This is a genomic window from Pseudomonas sp. GL_135 (assembly GCF_057834665.1).
Genome location: NZ_CM174408.1, coordinates 819680 through 835227, shown reverse-complemented (window position 1 = coordinate 835227; position 15548 = coordinate 819680). Strand labels below are relative to the sequence as shown.

General features: G+C 60.5%; 10 protein-coding genes. 3 read left to right on the top strand and 7 right to left on the bottom strand.

The window, feature by feature from the left end:
• Positions 1–5 precede the first annotated feature (5 nt).
• Entirely contained in the window at positions 6–2099 is a 2094-nt protein-coding gene (gene pta, locus AC3ISG_RS03775) for a phosphate acetyltransferase (RefSeq protein WP_122536157.1), read from the top strand.
• An 80-nt stretch (positions 2100–2179) separates the two neighbouring features.
• Entirely contained in the window at positions 2180–3079 is a 900-nt protein-coding gene (gene yihG / locus AC3ISG_RS03770; protein ID WP_489298541.1) for a 1-acylglycerol-3-phosphate O-acyltransferase, YihG family, read from the top strand.
• Between the two features lie 65 nt (positions 3080–3144).
• Here the strand turns inward: yihG and AC3ISG_RS03765 are convergent, their stop codons facing one another.
• Complete coding sequence (locus AC3ISG_RS03765) at positions 3145–3846, bottom strand: YiaD family glycine zipper/OmpA-like lipoprotein (protein WP_489298540.1); 702 nt, start codon at positions 3844–3846, stop codon at positions 3145–3147.
• A 423-nt stretch (positions 3847–4269) separates the two neighbouring features.
• Between AC3ISG_RS03765 and AC3ISG_RS03760 the strand changes: the two genes are divergently transcribed.
• Positions 4270–5469: a cyclic di-GMP phosphodiesterase gene (locus AC3ISG_RS03760; protein WP_489298539.1), complete on the top strand. Its 1200-nt coding sequence runs from the start codon at positions 4270–4272 to the stop codon at positions 5467–5469.
• A gap of 33 nt (positions 5470–5502) precedes the next feature.
• Here AC3ISG_RS03760 and AC3ISG_RS03755 read toward each other — a convergent pair whose 3' ends face one another.
• From AC3ISG_RS03755 to AC3ISG_RS03730, 6 genes are all read right to left on the bottom strand, one after another.
• Complete coding sequence (locus AC3ISG_RS03755) at positions 5503–5793, bottom strand: helix-turn-helix domain-containing protein (RefSeq protein WP_489298538.1); 291 nt, start codon at positions 5791–5793, stop codon at positions 5503–5505.
• 173 nt (positions 5794–5966) lie between these two features.
• Positions 5967–8729 carry a winged helix-turn-helix domain-containing protein gene (locus tag AC3ISG_RS03750; RefSeq protein ID WP_489298537.1) on the bottom strand — a complete coding sequence of 921 codons (2763 nt, stop codon included), beginning with the start codon at positions 8727–8729 and terminating at the stop codon, positions 5967–5969.
• A 371-nt stretch (positions 8730–9100) separates the two neighbouring features.
• The gene (locus tag AC3ISG_RS03745) at positions 9101–10465 is read right to left on the bottom strand and encodes a DUF1329 domain-containing protein (RefSeq protein ID WP_489298536.1); all 1365 of its coding nucleotides are present in this window, start codon (positions 10463–10465) and stop codon (positions 9101–9103) included.
• Between the two features lie 14 nt (positions 10466–10479).
• Positions 10480–12402, bottom strand: coding sequence for a DUF1302 domain-containing protein (locus AC3ISG_RS03740; protein WP_122622572.1), 1923 nt, complete (start codon positions 12400–12402; stop codon positions 10480–10482).
• A 363-nt stretch (positions 12403–12765) separates the two neighbouring features.
• Entirely contained in the window at positions 12766–14442 is a 1677-nt protein-coding gene (locus AC3ISG_RS03735) for a fatty acid--CoA ligase (RefSeq protein ID WP_489298535.1), read from the bottom strand.
• A 427-nt stretch (positions 14443–14869) separates the two neighbouring features.
• Positions 14870–15499 carry a LysE family translocator gene (locus tag AC3ISG_RS03730; RefSeq protein WP_489298534.1) on the bottom strand — a complete coding sequence of 210 codons (630 nt, stop codon included), beginning with the start codon at positions 15497–15499 and terminating at the stop codon, positions 14870–14872.
• Between the last annotated feature and the right edge of the window lie 49 nt (positions 15500–15548).

The following is a 15548-nucleotide window of genomic DNA, read 5'->3' as shown; positions in this document are numbered from 1 at the left end:
CCCGCATGCAGACTTTCTTTATCGCGCCCACAGATTTTGGTGTGGGCCTGACGTCCATCAGCCTGGGGCTGGTGCGCACCCTGGAGCGCGCCGGGCTCAAGGTCGGTTTTTTCAAGCCGATTGCTCAGCCGCATCCCGGGGATCTGGGCCCGGAGCGTTCAACTGAACTGATCGCGCGCACCCACGGCCTCAAGCCGCCCAAGCCGCTGGGGCTGGCTCACGTTGAACGTATGCTCGGCGAAGGCCAGCTCGACGAGTTGCTTGAAGAAATCATCAACCTGTATCAAGAGGCATCGATTGGCCGCGACGTGCTGATCGTCGAGGGCATGGTCCCGACACGCAGCGCCAGCTATGCCGCCCGGGTCAATCTGCACATGGCCAAGGCACTGGATGCGGAAGTCATTCTCGTATCCGCACCGGAAAACGAAGTGCTGACCGAGCTTTCCGGCCGTGTCGAGCTGCAGGCGCAGATGTTCGGCGGCCCAAAGGACCCGAAAGTGCTCGGCGTGATCCTCAACAAAGTACGCACCGACGAGAGCATGGAAGTGTTTTCGGCGCGGCTCAAGGAACACTCGCCGCTGTTGCGCAGCGGTGATTTCCGCCTGCTCGGCTGCATTCCGTTTCAGGCCGACCTGAACGCCCCGCGCACCCGCGACGTGGCGGATCTGCTCGGTGCGCAAGTGATCAATGCTGGCGACTACGAACAGCGGCGCATGTCGAAGATCATCATCTGCGCCCGCACGGTGCTCAACACCCTGCAGTTACTCAAGCCGGGCGTGCTAGTCGTTACACCGGGCGATCGCGATGACATCATTCTGGCCGTGAGCCTGGCGACCCTCAACGGCGTGCCGTTGGCCGGGCTGCTGCTGACCAGCGACACCCTGCCCGATCCGCGCATCATGGACCTGTGCCGAGGCGCGCTGCAGGCCGGGTTGCCCGTGCTGTCGGTGAGTACCGGCTCGTACGACACCGCGACGCAACTCAACCAGCTGAACAAGGAAATCCCTATCGATGACCGCGAACGTGCGGAGATCATCACCGATTTCGTCGCCAGTCACCTTGACGCCAACTGGCTGCATCAGCGCTGCGGTACGCCCCGCGAGATGCGCCTTTCGCCAGCAGTGTTCCGTTATCAACTGATCCAGCGCGCCCAGGCGGCAAACAAACGCATTGTGCTGCCCGAAGGCGCCGAGCCGTTGACCGTCCAGGCGGCGGCGATTTGCCAGGCCCGCGGCATTGCCCGTTGCGTGCTGCTGGCCAAGCCCGAGGACGTGAATGCCGTGGCGCGCGCCCACGGCATCGAGCTGCCGCCGGGGCTGGAGATTCTCGATCCGGACCAGATCCGCGAGCGCTACGTCGCCCCGATGGTCGATCTGCGCCGCAGCAAAAACCTGAATGCGCCGATGGCCGAGCAGCAACTGGAAGACCCGGTGGTGATCGGCACCATGATGCTGGCCCTCGACGAAGTGGACGGGCTGGTGTCGGGGGTGATCCATTCGACCGCCAACACCATTCGGCCTGCGCTGCAGCTGATCAAGACGGCACCAGGCTGTACCCTCGTTTCATCGGTGTTTTTCATGCTGTTTCCGGAGCAGGTGCTGGTGTACGGCGACTGCATCATGAACCCGCACCCGACCGCCACCGAGCTGGCGGAGATCGCGGTGCAGAGCGCGGACTCGGCCGTGGCGTTCGGCCTGTCACCGCGGGTGGCGATGATCAGCTATTCCAGCGGCAACTCGGCCAGCGGTGAGGAAGTGGAAAAGGTCCGCGAAGCTACCCAACTGGCGCGCGAGACCCAGCGCGGTCTGCTGATCGACGGGCCGTTGCAATACGATGCCGCCGCCAACGAGCACGTCGCCCGGCAACTGGCACCGGACAGCCCGGTGGCAGGTCGCGCCAACGTGTTCGTGTTTCCGGATCTCAACACCGGCAATACGACCTACAAAGCGGTGCAGCGCAGTGCGGACTGCGTAAGCCTCGGCCCGATGCTGCAAGGCCTGCGCAAGCCGGTCAATGACCTGCCGCGCGGCGCTCAGGTCGACGACATCGTCTATACCATTGCCCTGACGGCGATTCAGGCGGCCACCTTGCCGCACTAACATTGCGCTGCAATATCGCTTGCCCACAATAACCCCGCCGGGACCCACCGGCGGCTGACTGACCCCGGAGTTCGATTCAGATGGATTTCCTGCCCGCCCCTTTGCGCGGCGTCATCGCCTCGTTGCTGTTGGCGCTCAACACGATTCTCTGCTGCACGCCTCTTTTCGTCGTTGCCATCTTCAAACTGTGCCTGCCCTTCCCGGCCGCGCAGAAGGTCACCGACTGGCTGATGAGCCATATCCACGAAGCGTGGATCAGCAATAACAACGCCTGGATGGACCTGCTCGGTCACACCCGCTGGCATTTGAGCGGGCTGGAAAGCCTGGACTATCAGCATTCTTATCTGGTGACGAGCAATCACCAGAGCTGGGTCGACATCATGGTGCTGCAGTACGTGCTGAACCGGCGCATCCGCCCGCTGAAGTTTTTCCTCAAGCAGGAGCTGATCTGGGTGCCGGTGATTGGCCTCGCCTGGTGGGCGCTGGGCTTTCCGTTCATGAAGCGCTACAGCAAGGCTTATCTGGCCAAGCACCCGGAAAAGAAAGGCAAGGACCTCGCCACCACCCGACGCACTTGTGCGAAGTTTCGCAACAACCCGGTGGGCATTTTCAATTTCGTTGAAGGCACGCGCTTCACCGAAACCAAACATGCGCAGCAGAACTCGCCATTCCGTTACCTGTTGAAGCCCAAGGCAGGTGGCATTGCCTTCGTGCTGGACGCCATGGGCGAGCAGTTGGAGTCCATCGTCAACGTGACCATTCATTATCCGGCCGGACGCCCAGGGTATTGGGACTTGCTCTGCGGGAACGTTCGCGAAGTGGTCGCGCATTTCGAAGAAGTGCAGATTCCGCCGCAGTTCATTGGCAAAAGCTACGACCAGGATGATGCCTATCGCCTCGAGTTTCAGCAGTGGATCAACCGGCTGTGGGAAGACAAGGACGCGTTGCTCGCGCAGATGCATGAGCGGTACCCGGGCTGAGTGCTCGTAGGCCTCAACGAAAAACCCCGGCTCACTGGCCGGGGTTTTATCTTCACGTCATGCGGTTACTGCTGTTGTTGGTACTGCTGGCCAGGAATCGGCTTGAGATTGACCTCAACACGGCGATTCAGGGCGCGGCCGTTGACGTCGGCGTTGCTGGCGATGGGTGAATCAGGGCCGGCACCACGCACCGACAAGTGAGCGGCATCAACACCCTGCGAGGTCAGGTAGGTCGCCACGCTCTGGGCGCGCTGCTGCGACAGGTCCATGTTGTGCTGACGGCTGCCGGTGCTGTCGGTGTAGCCGACGATTTCGATCATGTTCTGGTTGTATTGCTTCAACGAACCGGCCAGGTTGTTCAGCGGCGAGTAGAAGCTGCTGGCGATGGCCGACGAATCAGTGGCAAACGTGATGTTGCCTGGCATCACCAGTTTGATGTTGTCGCCCTGACGTTGAACTTCAACGCCAGTGTTGGCCATGCTCGCGCGCAACGCGGCTTCCTGCTTGTCAGCGTAGTAACCGTAACCCGCTGAGGCGGCACCCGCCACGGCAGCGCCAATCAGCGCACCTTTGCCTCGGTTGTTGTGATCGATGGCAGCGCCGGCGACGGCGCCGGCCAAAGCACCCAGGCCGCCGTACTTGGCGGTCTTGCTCATGCCGCCGGAGTTCTGCGCCTGCCCCTGATTGTCGTATGGATTCTGCGTTGCGCAGCCGGAAAGCACAGTCAATGCGGTGGCAGCGATGATCAAACGGCGAAAGGTCAACATCAAGGAGAGCTCCTGTTTTGCTTTTCTACGGCCAAACATAAAGGCCGACGATTTGGGCAATTAGAGCATGGTCGCCGTCAAAAATTCCTTAACGCTGGCTGAACCGCCTGTGCACGGCCAACGGCAGTATTTCTTTAATAACAAAAGCAAATATTTATGTGCAGCATCAACATACTGTTCATCGTATTTACGCCACTCAAATTGCCCCGAATCATTTAGCTAACTTGCTCAAGCCACTGATTAATATCGCTATTCATCCGTCAGCCAGCAAAGCCCACAAAATTTAAGGCAGTTTCATTTCTCGGAAGCTTTCCTATACTGGCCTTGCGCAACCACAGGAAAGCGCAGTGATGAAGCAAACTATAAAAATCGCTCTCACTTTCAGGCAAGGCAGCGCTGTATCCACGCGCAAGAGCTGACTCTATGCTAAGAAAAATCCCCGTTTCCGACCTCACGCTCGGCATGTACATCCACGAATTCTGCCGCCCGCGGATCAACGATCCGTTCTGGGCCGCGAACGTCGAACGCGAGCTCAGTGACGCCGCCGTACTGCGGCACATTCAGGCGTCGACCCGTGAAGTCTGGATCGACACTCGCCTTGGCAAAAACTCCGTCGACCGCTCGCCTGCCGAAGAGACTCCCCCCGAGTGTTTTGACGCTGCCGAAACCGCGCCTTGCAGCCTTGAGCTGGAGCTGGCCCGTGCACGCCTGATCTGCGGCCGCGCGAAAGCGGCAGTGATGACCATGTTCAGCGATGCCCGGATGGGTCGGGCGATGAATACCGAAGACGTCGACCTGTTGGTCGAGGAAATCTCTACGTCCGTGATGCGCCATCCCCACGCACTCATCAGCCTGTCGCGCCTGAAGACGACCGATGAGTACACCTACATGCATTCGGTGGCCGTGTGTGCATTGATGGTCGCGCTCGCTCGGCAGATGGATCTGAATGAGGATCAGGTGCGTGAAGCTGGCGTTGCCGGGCTGATGCATGACGTCGGCAAAATGATGATCGACTCGGCCATTCTCAATAAACCCGATCGCCTGACCTACGAAGAATATGAGGTCATGAAGCATCATCCGCAGGCCGGTCTGGAAATCCTCCAAGGCTGCGAGCGAGTGACCCGGCTGGTGATGGACGTGTGCCTGCATCACCATGAAAAAGTCGACGGGAGCGGTTATCCCCACGGGCTGAAAGGCGACGAGATCAGCCTGCTGGCGAAAATGGGTGCTATTTGCGACGTATATGACGCGGTGACGTCAGACCGCCCCTACAAGAAGGGTTGGGACGCCGCGCATTCCGTTCGCGAAATGGCGTCCTGGAAAGGTCACTTCGATGTGAAGGTGTTTCAGCACTTCGTCAAAACCGTCGGCATCTACCCCGTTGGCGCGTTGGTCCGACTGAAGAGTGAACGCTTGGGGGTGGTTGTCGAACAGGATGAAAAGTCTCTGTTGCACCCAAAAGTGAAAGTTTTCCTGTCCACCCGAACCCGGATGCCCTTTGAGCCGCACGTCATCAACCTCGCCTGCACCACTGTGGGAGACGGCATCCTGAAATTTGAGCTGGCTGAAGATTGGGGCCTGCTGGACGTCGCCAGCATGTGGGCCGGTCAGCCCGCGGCTTGAACCTGCCGTCGGGCTGATCGGCGCGATGACCGCTTAAAGGCTGGCCGACACTGGCCTGCGTCGCAACGGAATAATGCCGACCTGCATACCAAAGGGCCTGAACACGGCATTGAGGGTCTGCACCGTTGGATTACCCTCGTCCTGCTCGATCTGGCGCAGCGTGCGCAGCGAGATTTTGCACATGCTTGCGAACTGTTCCTGGCGCAATCCTGTGATCTCGGTTCGCAGCCGCTTGACGGCAGCACCCATCGTCACGGTCCCGTCCAACAATTGATTCCGAAGCTCGTCGAGGATGATGCCGCGCTGGCGTATTTCGTCGTTCATGGCAGGCCCATCGCGTCGTGCCATCGTCCCGACAGATAGAGTTGGAGGGTTAGCTGCATCACAGGGTGCTCGGCAATTTAATGCCTAAACCTTAGGGCTAGAGCGAATAAAAGGCAATTAAATGCCTAAAATTGAAGTTTCTAATGAAGAGCCGGTATTTGAATACCGATCAGTTAGCCTAGCAGTCCCAGCTCTTGCGCGCGGGCCACCGCCTGGGTGCGTCGTTCGACGCCAAGTTTGCCGTTGATGTGGCTGGCGTGGGTTTTGACGGTATGCAGAGAAATGAACAAGCGCTCACTGATCTCCTGATTGGAGCAACCGTGCGCGATCAGCTGCAGCACGCTGAGTTCGCGGGCACTGAGGTGGTCGCCGCTGTTACAGGCGGGCGGCTCACTGGTGACGCGCAGGCAAGGCAGTCCCTGACCGGGCGCAGCTTCAGGAAGTTGCTGGAGCAGGTAATCAACCAGTCGGCATGAGGGTCGTTTATGCAGTTGCTCGCGCAGCCAGTCGGGATGGCCACGGATCAGGCGCTGGAAGGGTAAAACCGCACCGCCCGTGGCGACTTGGAGGCTTTGTTGAAAAAGCTCATCGGCCTCGGGCACGCGGGATGTGTCGAGCAACAACAGGATGTGCTGACTCAGCGCATTAAGGCCGAGCAGTCCTGCACCGATCCGCTGGGCGTACTCCACCAGACCGCGCAGCCGAGCCATCGCCTCTTCGGTGCGGCCCTGAATGTGGTCGAGACCCGCCCGCAGCGTTTCGATCTGCTGAGGAAGTTGCGGCGAGCATTCGGGGGCGGCCGCAGGTTGGTTGCCGCCATAGGTCTGCCCAAGCCGCAGCAGCCAGGCGTCGGCCAGATCGATACGGCCCAGGGCCAGCCACAGTTCGCATTTGGCGAGGGTGATCATTGCCAGATAATACACCGGCGGCACGTCCCAGATGTGCATCAGCCGCTCGGCCTCGGCCAGTTCGGCGAAGGCCTCGGCGTAGCGTCCTTCGCGCCCCTCCATCCCGGCAATCACGCAGTGGCCGATCAGCACGCTGATGTCGCGGCAGGCGCGCGCCTCGGCCAGCCCGGCATTCAAGCGCTCGCGCCCTGCCTCCGGTTGAAGAAACTGCACCAGCAGATAACCTTCGTACAACGTCAGCCGCGCGCGGACCGCATAGAGCTTTTGTGAAGACAGGCCGTTCAAACGTCTCAAGCCCTGGCGCACCTCCTCCATTGAGCGAAGGGTTTCACCACGGGCCTGCAGCGTGCGAGCGCGGTCGTAATGCGCCAGCGCTTCGAACAACGGATTGGCGACGCGCTGCGCCAACTCAAGGGCATCACGGTTCAGCGCCCGGGCGCGCCACAAATCACCGTCAGCGATGGCCAGATTTGCCAGCGTCGACAGGCACAACAAACGCTGGCCGTAGCGTTTGGGCGGCAGACTGACCAACGCCTCGCTGCAATAACGCCGGGCCGTTTCACTGTCGCCACGGCCCCGGGCGATGATCCCGCTCAGCGCCAGCCACTGCGCCAGCATCGAATTTTGCGCGGTCGCGGAAGGGGCCGGCAGGAATCGACTGAGGTGATTGCCCAGCTCCTCGGCGGCATCCAGTTGACACGCCAGACCCAGGGCCCAGGCGTACAGCACGATCAGACGCGGCGTGCTGACCAGCAGGCTGTCGGGCAAGTCCATTTTCCAGCGCAGCAGCATGCCGACGTTTTGCTCGGCGAGGAGTTGTTCCTCGGAAAGGTTTTGCACCAGATTGGCCGCCACATCCAGGTGCCCGGCCCGCAACGCCTGTTCAATGGCTTCGTCTAGCAGACCCTGGTCGCTGAACCAGCGGCAAGCGTTCAGATGCACCCGCCGTTGTTGCGGCGTCACGCTGGCCCCGGCCCGCGCGCGCAGCAGGTCAGAGAACAAGTGGTGATAGCGAAACCAGCGACCCTGCTCGTCCAGCGGAACCAGGAACACCTGATGGGCTTGCAGGTACTCCAGCATGTCGTCGCTGTCGTGACTGTCACGCGCGGCGTTGCACAGAGCACCGCTGAAGCGCTCCAGGCAGGCGGTTTCATAGAGAAAGGCCTGAACGTCGGCCGGCAGACAATCAATGACTTCTTCGAGGAGGTAATCACGGATCAGCCCTTCCCCGCCGTTGAGCCCCTGGGTCAGCGCGTTACTGCCCGCTTCGTTGGCCGCCAGCAGCCAGAACCGCAGGCCGGCCACCCAGCCTTCACTGCGTTGCAGCAAGGCCCGCAGTGCCTCATCGCTCAAGGAATTGCGCTGCGGATCCAGCACCGCCAGCGACTCGTCGTCGGTCAGACGCAGATCCTGCTCGGACAATTCCAGCAATTGACGGGACAGCCGCAACCGCGCGAGGTGCCAGTTCGGCCTCTGCCGGCTGGTGACCATGATGTTCATGCCCGCAGGCAGATGATTGAGGAGAAACTGCAGGCAGCGATCCAGCACGGGGCCCTGCACCAGGTGATAGTCGTCGAGCACCAGCAACAGCGGTTTGCTCAACATCAGGTGCATCGCCAGCTCGTCCAGCAAACCGTCCAGCCACTCTTCGAAGGCAAAGGGCTGGTGACGCTGACGCATCTTCAGAAGGCCGAGCGCCTGGCCGCCGAGTTGAGGAAAAAATTGCTGGAGACCGCAGAGCAAACGTTCGAGAAACCGGCCGGGGTCGCTGTCCCGGTGGCTCAGCCCCAGCCAGAGGTTCTGCCACTGATCGGGCAGGCTCTCGCAGAACTCCACCGCCAATGAGCTTTTGCCGAAACCGGCCGGCGCACTGATCAACAAAAGGCGCCCCGACAGACCCGCACTCAGCCGCTCGCACAATCGAGGCCTCGATACGTAACCTTCAGGCAGTGGCGGACGGAAGAAACGGCCTTCCAACGCAGTGACTGCGTGATTTGCGAATCCTTGCAAACGCGACAGATCAGTCATGGCCGGCTCTTGTTGGAGTGCTTGTTGTTCGGCGTTCAGATGTCGGGAGACTAGCGGCTATGGGAAGCCTTTTGAACATTGTTAGACGAAAGACTGTAAGAAAACGTATCCCATCAACAGGGGGAATGTTGGTTTATATGTCTGGAGAGGTACATTCACGGCCGTCGGGAGACTCGGCATGTGGCAAAGGAACGCTGCGCAGGTTGCCTGACAGCGAGAACCTGTCAGCTCAGGCAAAAAAAAACACCCCGACCACTCGGGGTGTTTCCTTTCTGCGCTATGGGGTTCAGCCATAGGGTGAAACAGCGAAGGACTTCAGTGCGCTGTAGCTGTGATCAACATTGCACGCTCTCCGCTCATTCGATCAGCCGTTAGCGCACGCCATCCTGGCGCAGGGCGTTGGGCGAGAAGTCGCTGGCAGTGGCGGTGAAGCCGAAGTCATACGCCCTCTTCTCTTCGTTCTTCATGCCCAGCGCCAGGTAGCGACCTGATTGCAAGTCGTACAGGGCTTCCAGGGCGTACCACGGCACTTGTTTGTCGTAGTAGTTTTCGGCGTGGGCTTCCGCCACGCGCCACAGTTGACCACGGCCGTCGTAGTGATCGATGACCGCGGCCTGCCAGGTGTCTTCGTCGATGAAGAAGTCACGTTTGGCGTAGATGTGGCGCTGGCCTTCTTTCAAGGTGGCGGTCACGTGCCAGACGCGACGCAGTTCATAACGCGCCAGGTCCTGATTGATGTGGCCGGCCTTGATGATGTCGGCGTATTTCAACTTCGGATCGTCGAGCTTGTAACTGTCGGACGCGATGTACATCTCTTGTTTGCCGATCAGTTTCCAGTCGTAGCGGTCTGGCGCACCGTTGAACATATCGAGGTTGTCGGAGGTGCGCAGGCCGTCGGCGGCAGTGCCCGGCCCGTCATAGGACACTTGCGGAGCACGGCGTACGCGACGCTGCCCGGCGTTGTAAACCCACGCCGCACGCGGCTCTTTGACCTGATCGAGGGTCTCGTGCACCAGCAACACCGAGCCCGCCAGACGCGCCGGCGCCGTCACTTCCTGCTTGAAGTAGAACAGGATGTTGCCCGGATTCTTCGGATCGAAATCTTTCATCTTGTCGCGGAAGACGAACTCGTCGTGGAAATACACCGGGTTGAACGAGCCGTTGGTTAGCGGCGTGGCCTGAGTGACCAGGCGCGAGACGCTGCCGCCGCGATAACGGGTGATGTGGTTCCAGATCACCTCGAGGCCGTCCTTCGGAATCGGAAACGGCACAGCGGTCTCGAAATTCTCCAGACCGTTGCCGCCGCCGACCAGTTTGGTCTTGGTGGCGTTGTTCTTGATCGCAGCGAACACCTCAGCGGGAACGGTAGCGCCACGGTGGGACGGGTACACCGGCATCTTGTAGGTGTCCGGGTAACGCTTGAACATCGCGTATTGGCCCGGCGCAAGCTTCTCCTTGTACTGATCCACGTTCTGCGCAGTGATGGTGAACTGCGCTTTTTCGCTGGCGTACGGATTGGCCAGGAAACCTTTGTCGTCGACGGCGCCGGCATTGACCGGCATCGGGCTCCAGGCCGGGATGGTGTTGGCAGCGTTGCCGGCTTTTTCCGCGCCCATCGGCGTCAGCGTGGTGCCCAGCTTGGCGGCTTCGGCATCGGACACCGCCGCCATCACGCTGGTCGCCAACAACGACAGACCCAGTACGCCTACCTGCAACAGACCCTTCGTGATTTTCATTTTCATTATTGTCCTTAGAAGTTCATGCCGAAGCTGAGCGCCACGAAGTCGCGGTCGTCCACGGTGGTGTACTTGCCGTCGAAGAAGTTGGTGTAGGAAAGGTTGGCGGTGTAGGTGTTCTGGTACTCGGCGTCGAGGCCCAGGCTCACGGCCTTGCGACCTTCCTCGAAGTTGCCGCCAGGGCCCGGCGAGTAGCCGTCGACGTCGTGGGACCAGGCCACGCTCGGGCGCAGGTTCACACCGGCGAAGACGTTGTTGTAGTCCCAGATGGCGCGGGCGCGATAACCCCACGAATCGGTGGTGGTGAAGCCTTCGTTTTCGCAGTAGCGGCTGAGGTTGTTCTGCGCGGCGGTGCCCAGGGTACTGGCGTTGAGGGTCTGGCATTGACCACCCGGCAGCGGGCCAGGGCCGTAGCTCGGGTCGCGGCCGTAACGCAGTTTGGATGTGCTCTCCAGACCGCCAACGTGGGTCCAGCCCACCTCACCCACCACGGTCAGCCGTTCGGCGCCCATCACTTGATCGAAGAAGTGCGTAAACGTCGTTTGCGCCTGGCTGATTTCCTTGCGGCGGTAGCCTTTCTGGTCCTGACCGGGCGCGCCCTGCAGCAGGGACACGTTCGAGTTCAGCGGCGACAGGCCGGAATACAGAATGTCGGTGGTGTTTAACTGCACCGGAGCGTTGGGGCGATAGCTGAGTTCACCACTCCACGCCGTGCCGGTGGGCAAGGTGGTGGAGAAGCTCAGGCCGAACAGGTGGATGTCTTCCGGGTATTCAACGTAGTAACTGGAGTTGCCGGCGACCACGACGGGCAACAGTGTGGGCGCGAGTGCCGCCGCAACGCCCCGGGGAACGCCATTGGCCGCCAGACCGCCCACCAGACCCGCTGCACTGTAGGCGCTTGCCGGCCCGCCTTTGCCGCTGAAGATCGGCAGACGGCTGTGGTAGTTCATGTAATAGGCGCCAAACTCAGTGTCCAGCGGCTCGAAGTTATAGTGCATGGCCAAGCCATACTGACCACTGTCCCGGGCATCGCGATCAGGGCCGCGGGCAACCACGGCACCCTCGTCAGGGTTGCCGAAACTCACGCCGCGGGCGGCCAGTGTTCTTTGAACGGGACCACGCAACGCGGCTGGCAGAGCCGAATTGAGGCTGTCGCGGGTGCGCAGCACGGCAAGGTTGCTGTTGCAGCCGTCCGCGATGACGTCGGGTTGCGAGAAGAAGGTGCCGCAGTTGTCGACGACGGTCTGATCCCACTCCAGCTGGTAAAAGCCTTCTGCAGACAGGTTTTCCGTCAGGCTTTGCGACAGGTAGAACATGTTGACCGGAATCAGGCCTTCCTTGATTTCCGAGCCAGGGCGACGGAACGCGGACACGTCGACCGGGTTGATGCTGTTGATGCCGCCCTGGATGAAGGTACTTTCACCCCAACTGACGACTTGCTTGCCCAGACGCACCGAACCCGGCTCGTCGGCAATGGAATAGTTGTGATAAACGAAAGCGTCGAGCAGCTCGAAACCCGAGGATTTGGCGCCTTCCTTGCGGCCGGAATCGCTGATGTCCTTGAAGTCGCGGCCTTCGTCCTTGAGCTCGAAGTCGTACCAGTATTTGCCCCGCAGGAACACGCCGGTGTCGCCGTACTTCAGTTCAAGATCGTGGATACCCTTGAAGATCTTCGAAAAGGTTTCGCCGCTTTTGAAGTTCAAGTGACCGTCGTCGGAGGTTTGCGAAAGACCGTGACCGCCGTTGTTGGAGCCGATCAGGTTTTTGTTGGCATTCTCGGTGGACCAGCTCGCCCCCACCGAGAGCGACGAGTCGAAGTTGCCTTCGATTTCTCCGATATTGAAACTGACGCCGAATGCAGGACCGGCGAGCGTGGAAGCAAGGCTGACGGCCAGAGGCAATTTAGCCCGGCGCCAGAACTGGTTAGCTGATGTCATCGACGCTACTCCATGTGCTTTTATTTTTATGGCAGTGGGTGCTTCCAGAAACGACTCAGGCGGACGGGCCGCAGCGCCTGTGTGTCAGCGCCGATCGGGCAGCCAAACAACTGCGAAACGATCAGGGCGCTTTTCTCCGGTAACGACCTACTGCCGACTATAGCCAGCAGGTGCTGCTGCTTGATCCCTCTAAAGTGTGATTTATAGCGCCGACACCTCTGGCACGCCGACTCCAGAGTGGCCAATCACAACGCAGGGGGAGCATGGCTGAAAAAGAGGAATTGGCAAGGAAGACGGCGGAGTAGAGCCTTCGCGGCACATTTTGACCGTAATCAACCGATAAAATGGCCGCGAAGGAAAGCGTCAGAGCGTAGAGAGGAAAGCGCTGTTGCTGCCCTGCCATTCGAGGATGCTCTGGCGGATCTGCTTCTTGTCGAGCTTGCCGACACTGGTCTTGGGAATTTCGGTAACAAGGGCGATCTGGCTCGGAATCGCCCACTTGTTAATGTGCCCCTGTTCCACAAACGGCTTGAGATGTTCCTTCAGGATCTTCGCATCCAGGACGTGGCCCTCGCGGGCGACCAATAACGCAAACGGGCGCTCGCCCCACTGCGGATCGGCGATGCCCACGACGGCCACTTCGCGCACACCGGGATGGCGGCTGCAGAGGTCCTCCAGTTGCAGCGACGACACCCACTCGCCGCCGGTCTTGATGACGTCTTTGATCCGGTCACGAATGTCGATCCCGCCCAAGCTGTCCAGCGTCGCCACGTCGCCTGTGTGCAGCCAGCCGCCGGCCCACAGTTCGGCGCCCTTCTCCGGCTCGCGGTAATAGCCTTCGCTCAGCCAAGGTGCGCGCAATACCAGCTCGCCCTGGGTCTCACCATCCGACGGGAGAAAGTTGCCTTCGCCATCGACAATCGCCGCCTCGACCAGCACACCCGGCGCGCCCGCCTTGATTCGGTACGCGGTGCGTTCGTCTTCACTGGCGGCCATCAGGTCGTCGTTCAGGTGCGCAACCGACACCAATGGCCCGGTCTCGGACATGCCGTAGGCCGCAGACAGCTGAATGCCCTTGGCCTTGGCAGCCTCGTATAGCGAACGATTGAGTGAGCTGCCGCCGATGATGATGTGCCAGCCGGTGAAGTCCATGTTCTGGGCGGCTTTGGCGTTGAGGACCATTTGCATGATGGTGGGCACGCAGTGGGAAAACGTGACCTTCTCTTTTTGCCAGAGCTCTACCAGCAACTCGGGGTCGTAACGACCGGGATACACCTGTTTCGCGCCCAGCATGGTCGCGGCATACGGCACGCCCCACGCATGAACGTGGAACATCGGCGTGATCGGCATGTAGACCTTGTCACCGCCGAGCATGCCTTCGACGCTGCCCATGATTGTCGCGACGGCCATGGTGTGCAGCACGAGCTGGCGATGGGTGAAATACACCCCCTTGGGGTTGCCCGTGGTGCCGGTGGTGTAGAACGTGGTCGCCACCGAGTTCTCGTCGAAATCCTCGAACTGATAGTGCGGACTCGCGGCGGCCAACAATGCTTCGTACTCGCCGACGAGGTTGGGCAGGTCGGCGTTAGCGCCATCGGTGTCGGTCAGTAACAGTGTTTTTTCCACGGTCGTCAGTTGCCCGCCGATAGCGTTGTAGAGGGGCACGAATTCGCTGTTGACGAGCACGACCTTGTCTTCGGCGTGGTTCATGGTGAACAGAATCTGCTCGGGCGACAGCCGCACGTTGATGGTGTGGATCACTGCGCCAATCATCGGAATGGCGAACATGCATTCCAGGTAACGGTGACTGTCCCAATCCATCACCGCGACGGTGTCCCCCGCTTTCACCCCCGCTGCGGTCAACGCACCGGCCAGCCGGCAGATGCGCTCATTGAGCATTTGATATGAGTAGCGCGAATGGTCCCGGTAAACGATTTCACGGTTTTTTTCGTAGCGCACGCCTGACAGCAGCAGTCGTTTGATCAACAGAGGGTACGGGTACGCCCCTTCGGCGGGCGGAATCACGCGGGTGTGCAGCATAGGAATCCCTTTTCACGGTGCAGGTGCGGGGGCTTGAAAATATGCACTGTAGGGGCTTGGCGCGTCGATCGGATCAGCCGAAGGGATGAATTGTGCGTCGGAAACGATGCACTCCCGGCACTGTTTACCAACGCGAAAATCACAGGCTCGGGAACGACGCGGATCGAAACTGTAGGAGTGAGCTTGCTCGCGATCTGGCGCGCAGCGGCAGTTAACCAGCGCATATGGTGTGTCAGGTATAACCGAGGCGCCCTGTTTGACGGCTGCTGCGCAGCCGATCGCGAGCAAGCTCACTCCTACATGGGCGTCGTCTGGCGCGGAATGTGCGCACGGCGATACGCGGTTCGTGGTCCGGGGCGAATGCCTCGGACACCGCCAATACTTCTCGTCACGCCGCCCGCCTCCATTTGCTTTCTGTAACGCTCAATCAATGCATTTCCGTCAACGCCAGCTTCAAACCCAGCGCAACCAGCACGCCACCCATCGCCCGATCAAACCAGTGCCCCATCCGCGCAAAACCCGCGCGGACCCGAGGCTGGCTGAACAGGCGTGCTACCAGGCAGAACCACGCGCCGGTCGCGAATGCCAGGTAAACCCCATAGCCCGCCTGAACCAGCATCGGCGTGTGCGGGTTGATCACGACGGTGAACAGTGACAGGAAAAACAGCGTTGCCTTGGGGTTGAGCCCGTTGGTGACGAACCCCGCCGTGAAGGCGCCGCGCGCGGTGCGTACGCCTTTGGCGATGTCCACGGGCGCATCCGAAGCGCTGGCAGGTTTGGCGCGCAGTGCTTTGATGCCGATGTAAATCAGGTAAGCCGCCGCAGCCCATTTCAGGGCGTTGAACAGCACGATGGACTGCGAAACGATCAAGCCAATCCCCAGCAGCGAATAGCCGACGTGCAGGAATATCGCGGTGCCCACGCCCATGGCGGTGTAGGTGCCGGCCTTGCGCCCGTGGGTCACGCTCTCGCGCACGACGACCGCGAAATCCGGACCGGGGCTGGCGACGGCCAACAGGTGAATCAGGGCAACGGTTAAAAATTCGGGCCAGTACATTGAAGTTCTCCAGGCGTTATGGCGAGCGGCAGGCTCTGGTAGGCTCGTC

Coding starts and splice junctions, on each gene's coding strand:
- pta (WP_122536157.1), top strand. CDS start 6: ATGCAGACTTTCTTTATCGCGCCCACAGATTTTGGTGTGGGCCTGACG.
- yihG (WP_489298541.1), top strand. CDS start 2,180: ATGGATTTCCTGCCCGCCCCTTTGCGCGGCGTCATCGCCTCGTTGCTG.
- AC3ISG_RS03765 (WP_489298540.1), bottom strand. CDS start 3,846: ATGTTGACCTTTCGCCGTTTGATCATCGCTGCCACCGCATTGACTGTG.
- AC3ISG_RS03760 (WP_489298539.1), top strand. CDS start 4,270: ATGCTAAGAAAAATCCCCGTTTCCGACCTCACGCTCGGCATGTACATC.
- AC3ISG_RS03755 (WP_489298538.1), bottom strand. CDS start 5,793: ATGAACGACGAAATACGCCAGCGCGGCATCATCCTCGACGAGCTTCGG.
- AC3ISG_RS03750 (WP_489298537.1), bottom strand. CDS start 8,729: ATGACTGATCTGTCGCGTTTGCAAGGATTCGCAAATCACGCAGTCACT.
- AC3ISG_RS03745 (WP_489298536.1), bottom strand. CDS start 10,465: ATGAAAATCACGAAGGGTCTGTTGCAGGTAGGCGTACTGGGTCTGTCG.
- AC3ISG_RS03740 (WP_122622572.1), bottom strand. CDS start 12,402: ATGACATCAGCTAACCAGTTCTGGCGCCGGGCTAAATTGCCTCTGGCC.
- AC3ISG_RS03735 (WP_489298535.1), bottom strand. CDS start 14,442: ATGCTGCACACCCGCGTGATTCCGCCCGCCGAAGGGGCGTACCCGTAC.
- AC3ISG_RS03730 (WP_489298534.1), bottom strand. CDS start 15,499: ATGTACTGGCCCGAATTTTTAACCGTTGCCCTGATTCACCTGTTGGCC.